Source organism: Escherichia sp. KTE114 (assembly GCF_000407765.1).
GTDB classification, from domain to species: Bacteria; Pseudomonadota; Gammaproteobacteria; order Enterobacterales; family Enterobacteriaceae; genus Escherichia; species Escherichia ruysiae.
Genome location: NZ_KE136626.1, coordinates 1,951,594 through 1,969,159, shown reverse-complemented (window position 1 = coordinate 1,969,159; position 17,566 = coordinate 1,951,594). Strand labels below are relative to the sequence as shown.

The window sequence follows — 17,566 nt, the reverse complement described above, 5'->3', positions numbered from 1 at the left end:
TATAGGGAAAATAAAATTGCTGACTTTTGCGCAGGAGTTCCCCTTTTATGCCATCTGCTCGTCTGCAACAACAGTTCATCCGCCTGTGGCAATGCTGCGAGGGTAAATCGCAGGAGACAACGCTGAACGAACTGGCGGAGTTATTGAGCTGCTCCCGCCGTCATATGCGCACCCTGCTCAACACCATGCAGGATCGCGGCTGGCTGACGTGGGAAGCGGAAGTCGGGCGCGGCAAACGCTCGCGTTTAACGTTTCTCTATACCGGGCTGGCGCTACAACAACAGCGGGCAGAGGACTTACTGGAACAGGATCGTATCGACCAACTGGTGCAACTCGTTGGTGATAAAACCGCTGTGCGGCAAATGCTGGTTTCTCATCTGGGGCGTAGCTTCCGCCAGGGGCGGCACATCCTGCGCGTCCTCTACTATCGTCCGTTGCGCAACCTGATGCCTGGCAGCGCATTACGCCGTTCCGAAACGCATATCGCCCGGCAAATCTTCAGCGCGTTAACCCGCATAAATGAGGAAAATGGGGAACTGGAAGCGGACATCGCCCACCACTGGCAACAAATTTCTCCGCTTCACTGGCGTTTCTTTTTACGTCCGGGAGTTCATTTTCATCATGGGCGTGAACTGGAAATGGACGACGTAATTGCCTCTTTGAAACGGATCAATACGCTGCCGCTCTACTCCCACATTGCTGAAATTGTATCGCCGACGCCCTGGACGCTGGATATCCATCTCACACAACCAGACCGCTGGTTGCCGTTACTGCTGGGGCAAGTTCCGGCGATGATCCTGCCGCGTGAATGGGAAACCCTCAGCAACTTTGCCAGCCATCCCATCGGCACTGGTCCGTATGCGGTAATGCGTAACAGCGCCAATCAGTTGAAAATTCAGGCATTCGATGACTTCTTCGGTTATCGCGCGCTAATCGACGAGGTTAACGTCTGGGTCTTGCCGGAAATTGCCGACGAGCCAGCCGGAGGGCTGATGCTGAAAGGGCCGCAGGGCGAGGAAAAAGAGATTGAAAGCCGCCTGGAGGAAGGTTGCTATTATTTACTGTTCGACAGCCGCACCCATCGCGGGGCGAATCAGCAAGTCAGAGACTGGGTAAGCTATGTGCTTTCGCCGACCAATCTGGTTTATTTCGCCGAGGAACAGTACCAACAACTCTGGTTCCCGGCCTATGGGTTGCTTCCCCGTTGGCACCATGCCCGCCCCACGCATTGCGAAAAACCCGCCGGACTGGAACATCTCACCCTGACCTTTTACCAGGATCATATTGAACATCGGGTAATTGCCAGGATCATGCAGCAAATTCTGGCAAGTCATCAGGTGACGCTTAACATCAATGAGATCAGCTACGATCAATGGCACGAAGGTGAGATCGAAAGCGACATCTGGCTTAACAGCGCCAACTTTACGCTGCCGCTGGATTTTTCGCTGTTCGCGCACTTGTGCGAGGTGCCGCTGCTACAACACTGTATTCCGATCGACTGGCAAGCCGACGCCGCCCGCTGGCGTAATGGCGAGATGAATCTGGCGAACTGGTGCCAGCAACTGGTCGCCAGCAAAGCGATGGTGCCGCTGATCCACCACTGGTTGATTATTCAGGGGCAACGCAGTATGCGCGGTCTGCGCATGAATACCCTCGGCTGGTTCGATTTTAAATCAGCGTGGTTTGCGCCACCGGATCCATGATTGCTGGTTGATAACAAAATCACTACACTAACGCCGTTCTCAACGGGGTGCCACGCAGACGCGTGCGCTGAGAAAATACCCGTCGAACCTGATCCGGATAACGCCGGCGAAGGGATTTGAGGCTCCTTCTCAAGTCCTTTGCCACTCTTTTTTGAGGTGCAAAGTGTTAAAAAAATGTCTTCCCCTGCTGTTGCTGTGCACAGCGCCCGTTTTCGCTAAACCCGTTCTGACTGTTTATACCTACGACTCCTTTGCCGCCGACTGGGGGCCTGGTCCGGTGGTCAAAAAAGCCTTTGAAGCCGACTGTAATTGCGAACTGAAACTGGTGGCACTGGAAGATGGTGTCTCACTGCTCAACCGCCTGCGGATGGAAGGCAAAAACAGTAAAGCCGATGTGGTGCTGGGGCTGGATAACAATCTGTTAGACGCCGCCAGCAAAACCGGACTGTTTGCCAAAAGCGGCGTGGCAGCCGATGCCGTTAACGTTCCCGGCGGCTGGAATAATGACACTTTCGTACCGTTTGATTACGGCTACTTCGCCTTCGTCTATGACAAAAACAAACTGAAAAATCCGCCACAAAGCCTGAAAGAGCTGGTTGAGAGCGATCAAAACTGGCGGGTGATTTATGAAGATCCGCGCACCAGTACGCCGGGGCTGGGCCTGCTGCTGTGGATGCAAAAAGTCTACGGCAATGACGCCCCGCAGGCCTGGCAGAAACTGGCGAAGAAAACCGTCACGGTCACCAAAGGCTGGAGCGAAGCCTACGGCCTGTTTTTAAAAGGCGAAAGCGATCTGGTACTGAGTTATACCACCTCTCCGGCTTATCACATTCTCGAAGAGAAGAAAGATAACTACGCCGCCGCGAACTTCAGCGAAGGTCACTATCTGCAGGTGGAAGTTGCCGCCCGCACCGCTGCCAGCAAGCATCCGGAGCTGGCGCAAAAATTCCTCCAGTTTATGGTTTCTCCGGCTTTTCAGAATGCGATCCCAACCGGCAACTGGATGTATCCGGTGGCAAACGTCACGCTGCCTGCCGGTTTTGAACAATTGACCAAACCAGCAACCACGCTGGAGTTCACGCCAGCCGAAGTGGCGGCACAACGTCAGGCATGGATTAGCGAATGGCAACGCGCCGTCAGCCGTTAATTCCCGGCTGGTTAATTCCAGGTGTAAGCGCCGCTACGCTTATGATGGCGGTTGCACTGGCGGCGTTTCTCGCCCTGTGGTGGAACGCGCCGCAGGGTGACTGGGTGGCAGTCTGGCAGGACAGTTACCTGTGGCACGTGGTGCGCTTCTCCTTCTGGCAGGCGTTTCTCTCGGCGCTGCTTTCTGTCGTACCCGCGATATTCCTTGCCCGCGCCCTCTATCGCAGACGCTTTCCTGGACGCCTGGCGCTGCTGCGTCTGTGCGCCATGACCTTGATCCTGCCGGTGCTGGTCGCCGTTTTTGGTATTCTTAGCGTCTATGGTCGTCAGGGCTGGCTGGCATCGCTCTGGCAAACGCTCGGTCTGGAATGGACCTTTTCGCCCTACGGCCTGCAAGGTATTTTGCTGGCGCACGTATTTTTTAATCTGCCGATGGCGAGCCGTTTATTACTCCAGGCACTGGAAAACATTCCCGGCGAACAACGCCAGCTTGCTGCCCAGCTTGGGATGCGCGGCTGGCATTTTTTCCGCTTCGTCGAATGGCCGTGGTTACGGCGACAAATCCCGCCGGTTGCTGCGCTGATCTTTATGCTCTGTTTCGCCAGCTTCGCCACCGTGTTGTCGCTGGGGGGCGGTCCGCAGGCGACCACTATCGAGCTGGCTATTTATCAGGCGCTGAGTTACGACTACGATCCTGCCCGCGCGGCGATGCTGGCGCTGATCCAGATGGTGTGTTGCCTTGGGCTGGTGCTGCTGAGTCAGCGATTGAGTAAGGCCATTGCGCCCGGCACCACGCTGCTGCAAGGCTGGCGCGACCCGGACGATCGTCTGCATAGCCGCATTTGCGACACGGTGTTAATTGTGCTGGCGCTGCTGCTGTTGCTGCCACCGTTACTGGCGGTGATCGTCGATGGGGTAAATCGCCAGTTGCCGGAAGTGCTGGCACAACCGGTGCTGTGGCAGGCGCTGTGGACCTCGTTGCGTATTGCGCTGGCGGCAGGCGTATTGTGCGTGGTGCTGACCATGATGCTGCTATGGAGCAGTCGCGAACTGCGGGCGCGGCAAAAAATGCTGGCGGGTCAGGCGCTGGAGATGAGCGGTATGTTGATCCTCGCCATGCCGGGGATTGTGCTGGCAACGGGCTTCTTTTTGCTGCTCAACAACACCATTGGCCTGCCACAATCTGCTGACGGCATTGTGATTTTCACCAATGCGTTAATGGCGATCCCTTACGCGCTGAAAGTGCTGGAAAACCCGATGCGCGATATCACCGCCCGCTACAGCATGTTATGTCAGTCGCTGGGGATTGAAGGCTGGTCACGCTTAAAAGTGGTGGAGCTGCGCGCCCTGAAACGTCCACTGGCGCAGGCGCTGGCCTTTGCATGCGTGCTGTCGATCGGTGATTTTGGCGTAGTGGCGTTGTTCGGTAACGATGATTTCCGCACCCTGCCGTTTTATCTCTACCAGCAAATTGGCTCATACCGCAGCCAGGACGGCGCGGTCACCGCGTTAATTCTGCTGCTGCTCTGTTTTATGCTGTTTACCGTGATTGAAAAACTACCGGGGCGAAATGTTAAAACTGACTGATATCACCTGGCTTTACCACCATTTACCGATGCGTTTTAGCCTAACGGTGGAACGCGGCGAGCAGGTGGCGATCCTCGGGCCAAGCGGCGCAGGTAAAAGTACCCTGCTGAATTTGATCGCCGGTTTTCTGACGCCTGCCAGTGGCTCGCTGACTATCAACGGCGTTAATCACACCACGACGCCGCCGTCACGCCGTCCGGTGTCGATGCTGTTTCAGGAGAACAACCTGTTCAGTCACCTGACGGTGGCGCAGAACATCGGGCTGGGGTTGAATCCGGGATTGAAGCTGAACGCGGTACAGGAGGAGAAAATGCACGCTATCGCCCGTCAAATGGGGATTGATAATTTAATGGCACGGTTACCAGGTGAGCTTTCCGGCGGTCAACGGCAGCGCGTCGCGTTAGCGCGTTGTCTGGTGCGTGAACAGCCCATTTTATTGCTCGATGAACCCTTCTCCGCGCTCGATCCGGCGCTGCGTCAGGAGATGCTGACACTGGTGAGCACGAGCTGCCAGCAGCAAAAAATGACGCTATTGATGGTGTCGCACAGTGTGGAAGATGCGGCGCGGATCGCCACGCGCTCGGTGGTGGTCGCCGACGGGCGCATCGCCTGGCAGGGTAAGACCGATGAGTTGTTGAGCGGTAAGGCGAGTGCTTCGGCGCTGTTGGGGATTATGGGTTAAAAGCGCCGGACAGTCCCCTCGCCCCTCTGGGCTGAGGGTTAGGGCGAGGGGAACAAACCAGCGCCGGTGCAAACTATCCCCTAAACCCCAACCACTTTCCGCAAAATATCGATATACACCGGCATCAACGGATGGCGAATTAACACCACCAGCGCCACCACGCCAGTGGCAGATATCAACGGTGTCAGCCACAACAAATGACCACGCGACAAATAATGACTTAAACGGTCAGTTGCTTTGCCGCTGCGCCATAACCGCCAACACAGCCAGCCACCAACCCACAAAAACACCGCCGTCGCCAGCAACAGCCACTTAAACTCACCGCTCTGCATCCCGGCAGGAATATCAATCGCCGCGCCCGCCAGAATCCCCGGCAGGAAGTAAAACGGCGGCCACAACAAACAGCCGATAATATTTGGCGTGATAAATTTCGCCACCGGCAGATCCAGCATCCCCGCCACCATTGGCACCAGCGGACGCGTCGGGCCGACAAAACGACCGACCAGAATGGTGAACATGCTGTGCTGATGCAGCGCATGTTCGGTTTTGTCGAGTAGTGCTTTGTTTTTCTTCAGAAATGACCAGCGATGCAACGGCTTTTTAAAACGCCAGCCCAGCCAGAAGGAGATCCAGTCGCCCATCAGGCAGCCAATAATCCCTGCCAGCCAGGCGTGCCAGAAACTTAACTCGCCACTGCCAATCAGCGCCCCCAGCCCCGCCATCAGCACCGTACCGGGTAGAATCAACCCGACCAGCGCCAGCGACTCCAGAAAAGCCACCAATAACACCGCCATCAATGAGTACACGGTGGATTGGGTAATAAAGTGTTCCAGCAATGCTTGCATAATGTGCCTGTCAAAGGGACGAAGCAGGGATTCTGCAAACCCATTGCCACTCCGTCAAGCCATCAATTGTCTGATTCGTTACCAGTTATGACAACCTGACAGCTACATCATTCACTTTTTCTTCACAACCGGCACGGAACTCACTCGGACTCGCCCCGGTACATTTTTTAAATACCCGCGAGAAATAGAGTTGATCATCAAAGCCAACATTGCGCCCGACTGTGGCGATAGGCATCCGGGTGGTGCTCAAAAGCAGCTTCGCCTGACTAATGCGTTGGTCCTCGCGCCAGCTTAAGACGCTAATCCCTAACTGCTGGCGGAACAAATGCGACAGACGCGACGGCGACAGGCAAACATGCTGCGCGACGCTGGCGATATCAAAATTGCTGTCCGCCAGGTGATCGCTAATGTACTGACAAGCCTCGCGTACCCGATTATCCATTGGCGGATGGAGCGACTCATTTATCGCTTCCATGCGCCGCAGTAATAATTGCTCAAGAAGATTTATCGCCAGCAACTCCGAATAGCGCCCTTCCCCTTGCCCGGCATTAATGATTTGCCCGAACAAGTCGCTGAAATGCGGCTGGTGCGCTTCGTCCGGGCGAAAGAAACCGGTATTGGCAAATATCGACGGCCAGTTAAGCCATTCGTGCCAGTAGGCGCGCGGACGAAAGTAAACCCACTGGTGATACCATTCACGAGCCTCCGGATGACGACCGTAATGATGAATTTCGCCCGGCGGGAACAGCAAAATATCGCCCGGCCGGCAGACAAATTCTCGTCCCTGATTTTTCACCACACCCTGTCCACGAATGGTGAGGTTGAGAATATAGCCTTTCATTCCCAGCGGTCGGTCGATAAAAAAATCGAGATAACCGTTGGCCTCAATCGGCGTTAAACCCGCCACCAGATGGGCGTTAAACGAGTAACCCGGCAGCAGGGGATCATTTTGCGCTTCAGCCATACTTTTCATACTCCCGCCAATCAGAGAAGAAACCAATTGTCCATATTGCATTAAACATCATCAGCATTGCGTCTCTGGTGGGCTATCTTCACTAATCCAACCGACAACCCCGCTTGTGAAAAGCATTTTGTAACAAGGAGGGACGAAAGCCATGACAAAAACGCGTAACAAAAGTGTCTATAATCGCGGCAGAAAAGTCCACATTGATTATTTGCACGGCGTCACACTTTGCTATGCAATAGCATTTTTATCCATAAGATTAGCGAATACTGCCTGACTGTTTTTATCGCAACTCTCTACTGTTTCTCCATACCCGTTTTTTTGGATGGAGTGAAACGATGGCGATTGCAATTGGCCTCGATTTTGGCAGTGATTCTGTGCGAGCTTTGGCGGTGGAATGCGCCACCGGTGAAGAGATCGCCACCAGCGTAGAGTGGTATCCCCGCTGGCAGAAAGGGCAATTTTGTGATGCCCCGAATAACCAGTTCCGTCATCATCCGCGTGACTACATTGAGTCAATGGAAGCGGCGCTGAAAACCGTGCTTGCAGAGCTTAGCGCCGAACAACGGGCTGAAGTGGTCGGTATTGGCGTGGACAGCACCGGCTCCACGCCTGCGCCAATCGACGCCGACGGCAACGTGCTGGCGCTGCGCCCGGAGTTTGCCGAAAACCCGAACGCGATGTTCGTATTGTGGAAAGACCACACAGCGGTTGAAGAAGCAGAAGAGATCACCCGCTTATGTCACACACCGGGCAAAGTTGACTACTCCCGCTATATTGGCGGTATTTATTCCAGCGAATGGTTCTGGGCGAAAATTCTCCACGTTACCCGTCAGGACAGCGCCGTTGCGCAATCTGCCGCATCGTGGATTGAGCTGTGCGACTGGGTTCCTGCCCTGCTTTCCGGCACCACGCGCCCGCAGGATATTCGTCGCGGACGTTGCAGCGCCGGGCATAAATCACTGTGGCATGAAAGCTGGGGTGGCCTGCCACCAGCCAGTTTCTTTGATGAGCTGGATCCGATCCTCAACCGTCATTTACCTTCCCCGTTGTTCACTGACACCTGGACTGCCGATATTCCGGTGGGCACCTTATGCCCGGAATGGGCGCAGCGTCTCGGTTTGCCTGAAAGCGTTGTGATTTCCGGCGGCGCGTTTGACTGCCATATGGGCGCGGTCGGCGCGGGTGCACAGCCTAACACGCTGGTAAAAGTTATCGGCACGTCCACCTGCGACATTCTGATTGCCGACAAACACAGCGTCGGCGAACGCGCGGTGAAAGGCATTTGCGGCCAGGTTGATGGCAGCGTGGTGCCTGGATTTATCGGTCTGGAAGCCGGTCAGTCGGCATTTGGTGATATCTACGCCTGGTTTGGTCGCGTACTCGGCTGGCCTCTGGAACAACTCGCCGCCCAATATCCGGAACTGAAAGAGCAAATCAACGCCAGCCAAAAACACCTGCTTCCGGCGCTGACCGAGGCGTGGGCCAAAAACCCTTCTCTGGATCACCTGCCGGTGGTGCTCGACTGGTTTAACGGTCGTCGCACACCGAACGCGAACCAACGCCTGAAAGGGGTAATTACAGATCTGAACCTCGCTACCGACGCTCCGCTGCTGTTCGGCGGTTTGATTGCCGCCACCGCCTTTGGCGCACGCGCAATCATGGAGTGCTTCACCGATCAGGGAATCGCCGTCAATAACGTGATGGCGCTGGGCGGCATCGCGCGGAAAAACCAGGTCATTATGCAGGCCTGCTGCGACGTGCTGAATCGCCCGCTGCAAATTGTAGCCTCTGACCAGTGCTGTGCGCTCGGTGCGGCAATTTTCGCTGCCGTCGCCGCGAAAGTACACGCAGACATCCCATCAGCACAGCAAAAAATGGCCAGTGCGGTAGAGAAAACCCTACAACCGCGCAGCGAACAGGCACAACGCTTTGAACAGCTTTATCGCCGCTATCAGCAATGGGCGATGAGCGCCGAACAACACTATCTTCCAACTTCCGCCCCGGCACAGGCTGCCCAGGCCGTTCCGACTCTATAAGGACACGAAAATGACGATTTTTGATAATTATGAAGTGTGGTTTGTCATTGGTAGCCAGCATCTGTATGGCCCGGAAACCCTGCGTCAGGTCACCCAACATGCCGAGCACGTTGTTAATGCGCTGAATACAGAAGCGAAACTGCCCTGCAAACTGGTGCTGAAACCGCTGGGCACCACGCCGGATGAAATCACTGCTATTTGCCGCGACGCCAATTACGACGATCGTTGCGCCGGTCTGGTGGTGTGGCTGCACACTTTCTCCCCGGCAAAAATGTGGATCAACGGCCTGACCATGCTCAACAAACCGTTGCTGCAATTCCACACCCAGTTTAACGCGGCGCTGCCGTGGGACAGTATCGATATGGACTTTATGAACCTGAACCAGACCGCGCACGGCGGTCGCGAGTTCGGCTTCATTGGCGCGCGTATGCGTCAGCAACATGCCGTGGTTACCGGTCACTGGCAGGATAAACAAGCCCATGAGCGTATCGGCTCCTGGATGCGCCAGGTGGTCTCTAAACAGGATACCCGTCATCTGAAAGTCTGCCGTTTTGGCGACAATATGCGTGAAGTGGCGGTCACCGATGGCGATAAAGTTGCCGCACAGATCAAGTTCGGTTTCTCGGTGAATACCTGGGCGGTTGGCGATCTGGTGCAGGTGGTGAACTCCATCAGCGATGGCGATGTTAACGCGCTGGTCGATGAGTATGAAAGCAGCTACATCATGACGCCTGCCACACAAATCCACGGCGAAAAACGGCAGAACGTGCTGGAAGCGGCACGTATTGAGCTGGGGATGAAGCGTTTCCTGGAACAAGGTGGCTTCCACGCGTTCACCACCACCTTTGAAGATTTGCACGGTCTGAAACAGCTTCCTGGTCTGGCCGTACAGCGTCTGATGCAGCAGGGTTACGGCTTTGCGGGCGAAGGCGACTGGAAAACTGCCGCCCTGCTTCGCATCATGAAGGTAATGTCAACCGGTCTGCAGGGCGGCACCTCCTTTATGGAGGATTACACCTATCACTTCGAGAAAGGTAATGACCTGGTGCTCGGCTCCCATATGCTGGAAGTCTGCCCGTCGATCGCCGCAGAAGAGAAACCGATCCTCGACGTTCAGCACCTTGGCATTGGCGGTAAAGACGATCCTGCCCGCCTGATCTTCAACACCCAAACCGGTCCGGCCATTGTCGCCAGCCTGATTGATCTCGGCGATCGTTATCGTCTGCTGGTTAACTGCATCGACACGGTGAAAACGCCGCACTCCCTGCCGAAACTGCCGGTAGCGAATGCGTTGTGGAAAGCGCAGCCGGATCTGCCAACTGCTTCCGAAGCGTGGATTGTCGCTGGTGGCGCGCACCATACCGTCTTCAGCCATGCGCTGAACCTCAACGATATGCGCCAGTTCGCCGAGATGCACGACATTGAAATCACGGTGATTGATAACGACACCCGCCTGCCAGCGTTTAAAGACGCGCTGCGCTGGAACGAAGTGTATTACGGATTTCGTCGCTAATTAGCCGCATCGGGCTTTCAACGCCTGATGCGACGCTAACGCGTCTTATCAGGCCTACACGCTGCGATTTTGTAGGCCGGATAAGCAAAGCGCATCTGGCATTCTTTTCCCCCTCGCCCCTTTGGGGAGAGGGTCGGGGTGAGGGGAAATGACCTCTCTGGAGTCAACATGTTAGAAGATCTCAAACGTCAGGTATTAGAAGCCAATCTGGCGCTGCCAAAACACAACCTGGTCACGCTGACCTGGGGCAACGTCAGCGCCGTTGATCGCGAGCGCGGCGTCTTTGTGATCAAACCTTCCGGCGTCGATTACAGTACCATGGCCGCCGACGATATGGTCGTGGTCAGTATCGCAACCGGTGAAGTGGTTGAAGGCAAGAAAAAGCCCTCCTCCGACACGCCAACTCACCGGTTGCTCTATCAGGCATTCCCGTCCATTGGCGGCATTGTGCATACGCACTCCCGCCACGCCACCATCTGGGCGCAGGCAGGTCAGTCGATTCCGGCAACCGGCACCACCCACGCCGACTATTTCTACGGCACCATTCCCTGTACGCGTAAAATGACCGATGCGGAAATCAACGGTGAATATGAGTGGGAAACCGGTAACGTCATCGTTGAAACTTTCAAAAAACAGGGGATCGACGCGGCGCAAATGCCAGGCGTACTGGTGCATTCTCACGGTCCATTTGCGTGGGGTAAAAATGCCGAAGATGCGGTGCACAACGCCATCGTGCTGGAAGAAGTCGCTTATATGGGGATTTTCTGCCGCCAGTTAGCGCCGCAGTTACCGGATATGCAACAAACGTTGCTGGATAAGCACTATCTGCGTAAGCATGGCGCGAAGGCATATTACGGGCAGTAATGACTGTATAAAACCACAGCCAGTCAACCAAAACCAGGCTATACTCAAGCCTGGTTTTTTATTGGATTTTCAACGTGGCGCAGGCAGGTTTTATCTTAACCCGACACTGGCGGGATACCCCGCAAGGAACCGAAGTTTCCTTTTGGTTAGCGACGGACAACGGGCCGTTGCAGGTTACGCTTGCGCCGCAAGAGTCCGTGGCGTTTATTCCCGCCGATCACGTTCCCCGCGCTCAACATATTTTGCAGGGTGAGCAAGGATTTCGCCTGACGTCGCTGGCGTTAAAGGATTTTCACCGCCAGCCGGTGTATGGCCTTTACTGTCGCGCCCATCGCCAGTTGATGAATTACGAGAAGCGCCTGCGTGAAAGTGGCGTTACCGTCTACGAGGCCGATGTGCGCCCGCCAGAACGCTATCTGATGGAGCAGTTTATTACCGCTCCGGTGTGGGTCGAGGGTGATTTGCGTGATGGCGCTATCGTTAATGCCCGTCTGAAACCGCATCCCGACTACCGCCCGCCGCTCAAGTGGGTCTCTATAGATATTGAAACTACCCGCCACGGTGAGCTGTACTGCATCGGCCTGGAAGGCTGTGGGCAGCGCATCGTTTATATGCTGGGGCCAGAGAATGGCGACGCTTCCTCACTTGATTTCGAACTGGAGTACGTCGCCAGCCGTCCGCAACTGCTGGAAAAACTTAACGCCTGGTTTGCAAACCACGATCCCGATGTGATCATCGGCTGGAACGTGGTGCAGTTTGATCTGCGAATGCTGCAAAAACATGCCGAGCGTTACCGCATTCCGCTGCGTCTGGGGCGCGATAACAGCGAGCTGGAGTGGCGCGAGCACGGTTTTAAAAACGGTGTTTTTTTTGCCCAGGCCAAAGGCCGGCTAATTATCGACGGTATCGAGGCGCTGAAATCCGCGTTCTGGAATTTCTCTTCATTCTCGCTGGAAACCGTCGCCCAGGAATTGTTAGGCGAAGGAAAATCTATCGATAACCCGTGGGATCGGATGGACGAAATTGACCGCCGTTTCGCCGAAGATAAGCCCGCACTGGCGACTTATAACCTGAAAGATTGCGAACTGGTAACGCAGATCTTCCATAAAACTGAAATCATGCCATTTTTGCTCGAACGGGCGACGGTTAACGGCCTGCCGGTGGATCGGCACGGTGGTTCGGTGGCGGCGTTTGGTCATCTCTATTTCCCGCGAATGCATCGCGCCGGATATGTCGCGCCCAATCTCGGCGAAGTTCCACCGCACGCCAGCCCTGGCGGCTACGTGATGGATTCGCGACCAGGGCTGTATGATTCGGTGCTGGTGCTGGACTACAAAAGCCTGTACCCATCGATCATCCGCACCTTTCTGATTGATCCCGTCGGGCTGGTGGAAGGCATGGCGCAGCCTGATCCAGAGCACAGCACCGAAGGTTTTCTCGAAGCCTGGTTCTCGCGGGAAAAACATTGCCTGCCAGAGATCGTAACTAACATCTGGCACGGCCGCGATGAAGCCAAACGTCAGGGCAATAAGCCGCTGTCGCAGGCACTGAAAATCATTATGAATGCCTTTTATGGCGTGCTTGGTACGACCGCCTGCCGGTTCTTCGATCCGCGCCTGGCGTCATCGATCACCATGCGCGGTCATCAGATCATGCGACAAACCAAAGCGTTAATTGAAGCGCAAGGCTATGACGTGATCTATGGCGATACCGATTCAACGTTTGTCTGGCTGAAAGGCGCACATTGCGAAGAAGAGGCGGCGAAAATCGGTCGTGCACTGGTGCAGCACGTTAACGCCTGGTGGGCGGAAACGCTGCAAAAACAACGGCTGACCAGTGCGCTGGAACTGGAGTATGAAACTCATTTCTGCCGTTTTCTGATGCCAACTATTCGCGGAGCCGATACCGGCAGTAAGAAGCGATACGCCGGACTGATTCAGGAAGGCGACAAGCAGCGGATGGTGTTTAAAGGGCTGGAAACCGTGCGTACCGACTGGACACCACTGGCTCAGCAGTTTCAGCAGGAGCTGTATTTGCGCATCTTTCGCAACGAGCCATATCAGGATTATATCCGCGAAACCATCGACAAACTGATGGCAGGTGAACTGGATGCACGGCTGGTTTACCGCAAACGGCTACGCCGCCCACTGAGCGAATATCAGCGTAATGTGCCGCCTCATGTACGCGCCGCTCGCCTTGCCGATGAAGAAAACCAAAAGCGCGGACGCCCCTTGCAATATCAGAACCGAGGCACCATTAAATATGTCTGGACCACTAACGGCCCGGAGCCGCTGGACTATCAACGTTCACCGCTGGATTACGAACACTATCTGACTCGCCAGCTTCAACCGGTGGCGGAAGGAATACTCCCCTTTATTGAGGATAATTTTGCTACACTTATGACCGGGCAACTTGGGCTATTTTGAGCAAAAAAAAGAGTTCGCCAGATACCATTTTGATGCGTGACGAATCCTTTGCCATCCAGTACCATAGCGCCCTTTCCATTCCTGGACCTGAATAACGCCACTACCACATAAGCCCGGTAGCGGGTAGTTATTGCCTGCAATTAAAGATATAGAGCCGAACACATATGCCTTTTACACTTGGTCAACGCTGGATCAGCGATACAGAAAGCGAATTGGGACTTGGAACCGTTGTCGCGGTGGATGCGCGAACTGTCACTCTGCTTTTCCCATCTACTGGTGAAAACCGTCTGTACGCACGCAGTGATTCCCCCGTGACCCGCGTGATGTTCAACCCTGGTGATACCATTACCAGCCACGACGGCTGGCAGATGCAAGTCGAAGAAGTAAAAGAAGAAAATGGCTTGCTGACCTATATCGGTACTCGCCTGGATACTGAAGAAGCCGGCGTGCCCCTGCGCGAAGTTTTCCTTGATAGCAAACTGGTGTTCAGCAAACCGCAAGACCGCCTGTTTGCCGGGCAGATCGACCGTATGGATCGCTTTGCGCTGCGTTATCGCGCACGTAAGTATTCCAGCGAACAGTTCCGTATGCCGTACAGCGGCCTGCGCGGTCAGCGTACCAGTCTGATCCCGCACCAGCTCAACATCGCTCATGATGTTGGTCGCCGCCACGCGCCGCGCGTTCTGCTGGCTGACGAAGTGGGTTTAGGGAAAACCATTGAAGCTGGGATGATCCTGCATCAGCAGTTGCTCTCTGGCGCTGCTGAACGTGTGCTGATTATCGTCCCGGAAACCTTACAGCATCAGTGGCTGGTAGAAATGCTGCGCCGTTTCAACCTACGTTTTGCTCTGTTTGATGATGAGCGTTATGCCGAAGCTCAGCACGATGCTTACAACCCGTTCGATACCGAACAGCTGGTGATTTGCTCGCTGGATTTTGCCCGTCGCAGCAAACAGCGTCTGGAACATCTCTGTGAAGCTGAGTGGGATCTACTGGTAGTCGACGAAGCGCACCACCTGGTGTGGAGCGAAGATGCACCAAGCCGTGAATATCAGGCCATTGAACAACTGGCAGAGCATGTGCCGGGCGTTCTGCTGCTGACTGCGACCCCGGAACAACTGGGGATGGAAAGCCACTTCGCCCGTCTGCGTCTGCTGGATCCGAACCGTTTCCACGATTTCGCGCAATTCGTTGAAGAGCAGAAAAATTATCGTCCGGTTGCGGACGCCGTTGCCATGCTGCTGGCAGGTAACAAACTGAGCAATGACGAACTGAACATGCTTGGCGAGATGATCGGCGAGCAGGATATCGAGCCGCTGTTGCAAGCAGCAAACAGCGACAGCGAAGATGCCCAGAGCGCCCGTCAGGAGCTGGTTTCGATGCTGATGGATCGCCACGGCACCAGCCGCGTGCTGTTCCGTAACACCCGTAACGGTGTGAAAGGCTTCCCGAAACGCGAGCTACACACTATTAAACTGCCGCTGCCGACGCAATATCAGACGGCTATTAAAGTCTCCGGCATCATGGGCGCACGTAAAAGTGCGGAAGACCGCGCCCGCGATATGCTCTACCCGGAGCGTATTTATCAGGAATTTGAAGGTGATAACGCCACCTGGTGGAACTTCGATCCGCGCGTTGAGTGGCTGATGGGCTACCTGACCAGCCATCGCTCTCAGAAAGTGCTGGTGATCTGCGCTAAAGCCGCCACCGCGCTGCAACTGGAGCAGGTGCTGCGCGAGCGTGAAGGTATTCGCGCAGCGGTGTTCCACGAAGGCATGTCGATTATCGAACGTGACCGCGCAGCCGCATGGTTCGCCGAAGAAGATACCGGCGCACAAGTGCTGCTGTGCTCGGAAATCGGTTCTGAAGGGCGTAACTTCCAGTTCGCCAGCCACATGGTAATGTTCGATCTGCCGTTCAACCCAGACCTGCTGGAGCAGCGTATTGGTCGTCTGGATCGTATCGGTCAGGCGCACGATATTCAGATCCACGTACCTTATCTGGAAAAAACCGCTCAGTCAGTGCTGGTGCGCTGGTACCACGAGGGTCTGGATGCCTTCGAGCACACCTGCCCGACCGGACGCACTATTTACGATAGCGTGTACAACGATCTGATTAACTACCTGGCTTCACCCGATCAAACCGAAGGCTTTGATGAGCTGATCAAAAACTGCCGCGAGCAGCATGAAGCCCTGAAAGCACAGCTGGAGCAGGGGCGTGACCGCCTGCTGGAGATCCACTCCAACGGTGGCGAAAAAGCCCAGGCACTGGCAGAAAGCATTGAAGAGCAGGATGACGATACCAACCTGATCGCCTTCGCCATGAATCTGTTCGATATTATTGGTATCAATCAGGACGATCGCGGCGACAACATGATCGTGCTGACACCGTCCGATCACATGCTGGTGCCGGACTTCCCGGGTCTGTCGGAAGATGGCATCACCATCACCTTTGATCGTGAAGTGGCGCTGGCGCGTGAAGATGCGCAGTTTATTACCTGGGAACATCCGCTGATCCGCAACGGGCTGGATCTGATCCTTTCTGGCGATACTGGTAGCAGCACGATTTCACTGTTGAAAAATAAAGCGTTGCCGGTAGGTACGCTGTTGGTGGAGCTGATTTACGTGGTTGAAGCACAAGCGCCGAAGCAGTTGCAGCTTAACCGCTTCCTGCCGCCGACGCCGGTACGTATGCTGTTGGATAAAAACGGCAACAACCTGGCGGCGCAGGTGGAGTTTGAAACCTTTAACCGTCAGCTTAACGCAGTGAATCGCCACACCGGTAGCAAGCTGGTTAACGCCGTACAGCAAGAGGTTCACGCTATCCTGCAACTGGGTGAAGCGCAGATTGAGAAGTCTGCCCGTGCACTGATCGATGCTGCGCGTAACGAAGCTGACGAAAAACTGTCTGCCGAGCTGTCTCGTCTGGAAGCTCTGCGTGCAGTGAACCCGAACATTCGTGACGACGAACTGACCGCCATTGAGAGCAACCGTCAGCAGGTGATGGAAAGCCTGGATCAGGCAGGCTGGCGTCTGGATGCCCTGCGTTTGATCGTTGTGACGCATCAGTAACGGAGTCGAAAATGGGGATGGAAAACTACAATCCACCGCAGGAACCCTGGCTGGTTATCCTGTATCAGGATGACCACATTATGGTGGTCAACAAGCCGAGCGGTTTGTTGTCTGTGCCGGGGCGTCTGGAAGAGCACAAAGACAGCGTGATGACGCGCATTCAGCGTGATTATCCGCAGGCAGAATCGGTGCATCGTCTGGATATGGCCACCAGCGGCGTGATTGTAGTGGCGCTGACCAAAGCGGCGGAACGGGAATTAAAACGCCAGTTCCGCGAGCGCGAGCCGAAAAAGCAGTATGTGGCTCGCGTCTGGGGGCATCCATCCCCTGCCGAAGGTCTGATAGATCTGCCATTGATTTGCGACTGGCCAAACCGCCCGAAACAGAAAGTCTGTTACGAAACGGGTAAGCCTGCGCAGACGGAATATGAAGTGGTGGATTATGCGGCGGATAACACGGCAAGAGTGGTGTTAAAGCCGGTTACCGGACGTTCGCATCAGCTACGTGTGCATATGCTGGCGCTGGGTCATCCGATTCTCGGCGATCGTTTTTATGCTTCACCAGAAGCCAGGGCGATGGCACCGCGTTTGCTGCTACATGCAGAGATGTTGACGATTACCCATCCGGCATATGGCAATAGTATGACGTTTAAGGCGCCTGCGGATTTTTAATAGTCACGCTGGTGCAGTTCGGTAGGCCGGATAAGGCGTTCACGCCGCATCCGGC

Annotated in this window: 12 protein-coding genes and 1 riboswitch; of the genes, 10 read left to right on the top strand and 2 right to left on the bottom strand. The window is 55.2% G+C overall.

Annotation, left to right across the window (positions count from 1 at the left end):
* Positions 1–47: 47 nt before the first annotated feature.
* The 4 genes from sgrR to thiQ all read left to right on the top strand — a co-directional run bounded on the left by sgrR (position 48) and on the right by thiQ (position 5,118).
* A complete protein-coding gene (gene sgrR, locus WC5_RS11525; RefSeq protein WP_010350058.1) occupies positions 48–1,703 on the top strand; it encodes a DNA-binding transcriptional regulator SgrR in 1,656 nt (551 codons plus the stop codon).
* Positions 1,704–1,736: 33 nt separating this feature from the next.
* Positions 1,737–1,836: riboswitch (TPP riboswitch) on the top strand.
* A 30-nt stretch (positions 1,837–1,866) separates the two neighbouring features.
* Positions 1,867–2,850, top strand: coding sequence for a thiamine ABC transporter substrate binding subunit (thiB, locus tag WC5_RS11530; protein WP_010350060.1), 984 nt, complete (start codon positions 1,867–1,869; stop codon positions 2,848–2,850).
* Positions 2,826–4,436, top strand: a complete 1,611-nt coding sequence (gene thiP, locus WC5_RS11535) for a thiamine/thiamine pyrophosphate ABC transporter permease ThiP (RefSeq protein WP_000235649.1) — start codon at positions 2,826–2,828, stop codon at positions 4,434–4,436. Before thiB ends, thiP begins: the two co-directional genes overlap by 25 nt.
* Positions 4,420–5,118 carry a thiamine ABC transporter ATP-binding protein ThiQ gene (gene thiQ, locus WC5_RS11540; protein WP_000916314.1) on the top strand — a complete coding sequence of 233 codons (699 nt, stop codon included), beginning with the start codon at positions 4,420–4,422 and terminating at the stop codon, positions 5,116–5,118. The genes thiP and thiQ overlap by 17 nt, the downstream gene beginning before the upstream one ends.
* 80 nt (positions 5,119–5,198) lie before the next feature.
* Here thiQ and WC5_RS11545 read toward each other — a convergent pair whose 3' ends face one another.
* Positions 5,199–5,963 carry a DedA family protein gene (locus WC5_RS11545; RefSeq protein ID WP_001148380.1) on the bottom strand — a complete coding sequence of 255 codons (765 nt, stop codon included), beginning with the start codon at positions 5,961–5,963 and terminating at the stop codon, positions 5,199–5,201.
* An 85-nt stretch (positions 5,964–6,048) separates the two neighbouring features.
* A complete protein-coding gene (gene araC, locus WC5_RS11550; protein ID WP_016159393.1) occupies positions 6,049–6,927 on the bottom strand; it encodes an arabinose operon transcriptional regulator AraC in 879 nt (292 codons plus the stop codon).
* Positions 6,928–7,265: 338 nt separating this feature from the next.
* On the opposite strand from araC, the gene araB reads away from it, so the two are divergent.
* The 6 genes from araB (at position 7,266) to rluA (ending at position 17,511) form a co-directional block, all read left to right on the top strand.
* Positions 7,266–8,966, top strand: a complete 1,701-nt coding sequence (araB, locus tag WC5_RS11555; RefSeq protein WP_000951879.1) for a ribulokinase — start codon at positions 7,266–7,268, stop codon at positions 8,964–8,966.
* A 10-nt stretch (positions 8,967–8,976) separates the two neighbouring features.
* On the top strand, positions 8,977–10,479 hold the full coding sequence (gene araA / locus WC5_RS11560) for an L-arabinose isomerase (protein WP_000151753.1): 1,503 nt from the start codon (positions 8,977–8,979) through the stop codon (positions 10,477–10,479).
* Between the two features lie 168 nt (positions 10,480–10,647).
* On the top strand, positions 10,648–11,343 hold the full coding sequence (gene araD / locus WC5_RS11565; protein WP_000888660.1) for an L-ribulose-5-phosphate 4-epimerase: 696 nt from the start codon (positions 10,648–10,650) through the stop codon (positions 11,341–11,343).
* 74 nt (positions 11,344–11,417) lie between these two features.
* Positions 11,418–13,769, top strand: a complete 2,352-nt coding sequence (gene polB / locus WC5_RS11570; RefSeq protein WP_016231574.1) for a DNA polymerase II — start codon at positions 11,418–11,420, stop codon at positions 13,767–13,769.
* A 164-nt stretch (positions 13,770–13,933) separates the two neighbouring features.
* On the top strand, positions 13,934–16,840 hold the full coding sequence (gene rapA, locus WC5_RS11575; RefSeq protein ID WP_001116984.1) for an RNA polymerase-associated protein RapA: 2,907 nt from the start codon (positions 13,934–13,936) through the stop codon (positions 16,838–16,840).
* An 11-nt stretch (positions 16,841–16,851) separates the two neighbouring features.
* On the top strand, positions 16,852–17,511 hold the full coding sequence (rluA, locus tag WC5_RS11580) for a bifunctional tRNA pseudouridine(32) synthase/23S rRNA pseudouridine(746) synthase RluA (RefSeq protein WP_000525168.1): 660 nt from the start codon (positions 16,852–16,854) through the stop codon (positions 17,509–17,511).
* Positions 17,512–17,566 lie beyond the last annotated feature (55 nt).

Excerpts from the sequence above, each read along its gene's own strand:
- thiQ (WP_000916314.1), top strand. The coding sequence starts at position 4,420 with ATGTTAAAACTGACTGATATCACCTGGCTTTACCACCATTTACCGATG.
- sgrR (WP_010350058.1), top strand. The coding sequence starts at position 48 with ATGCCATCTGCTCGTCTGCAACAACAGTTCATCCGCCTGTGGCAATGC.
- araA (WP_000151753.1), top strand. The coding sequence starts at position 8,977 with ATGACGATTTTTGATAATTATGAAGTGTGGTTTGTCATTGGTAGCCAG.
- araD (WP_000888660.1), top strand. The coding sequence starts at position 10,648 with ATGTTAGAAGATCTCAAACGTCAGGTATTAGAAGCCAATCTGGCGCTG.
- rluA (WP_000525168.1), top strand. The coding sequence starts at position 16,852 with ATGGGGATGGAAAACTACAATCCACCGCAGGAACCCTGGCTGGTTATC.
- araC (WP_016159393.1), bottom strand. The coding sequence starts at position 6,927 with ATGGCTGAAGCGCAAAATGATCCCCTGCTGCCGGGTTACTCGTTTAAC.
- thiP (WP_000235649.1), top strand. The coding sequence starts at position 2,826 with ATGGCAACGCGCCGTCAGCCGTTAATTCCCGGCTGGTTAATTCCAGGT.
- araB (WP_000951879.1), top strand. The coding sequence starts at position 7,266 with ATGGCGATTGCAATTGGCCTCGATTTTGGCAGTGATTCTGTGCGAGCT.
- rapA (WP_001116984.1), top strand. The coding sequence starts at position 13,934 with ATGCCTTTTACACTTGGTCAACGCTGGATCAGCGATACAGAAAGCGAA.
- WC5_RS11545 (WP_001148380.1), bottom strand. The coding sequence starts at position 5,963 with ATGCAAGCATTGCTGGAACACTTTATTACCCAATCCACCGTGTACTCA.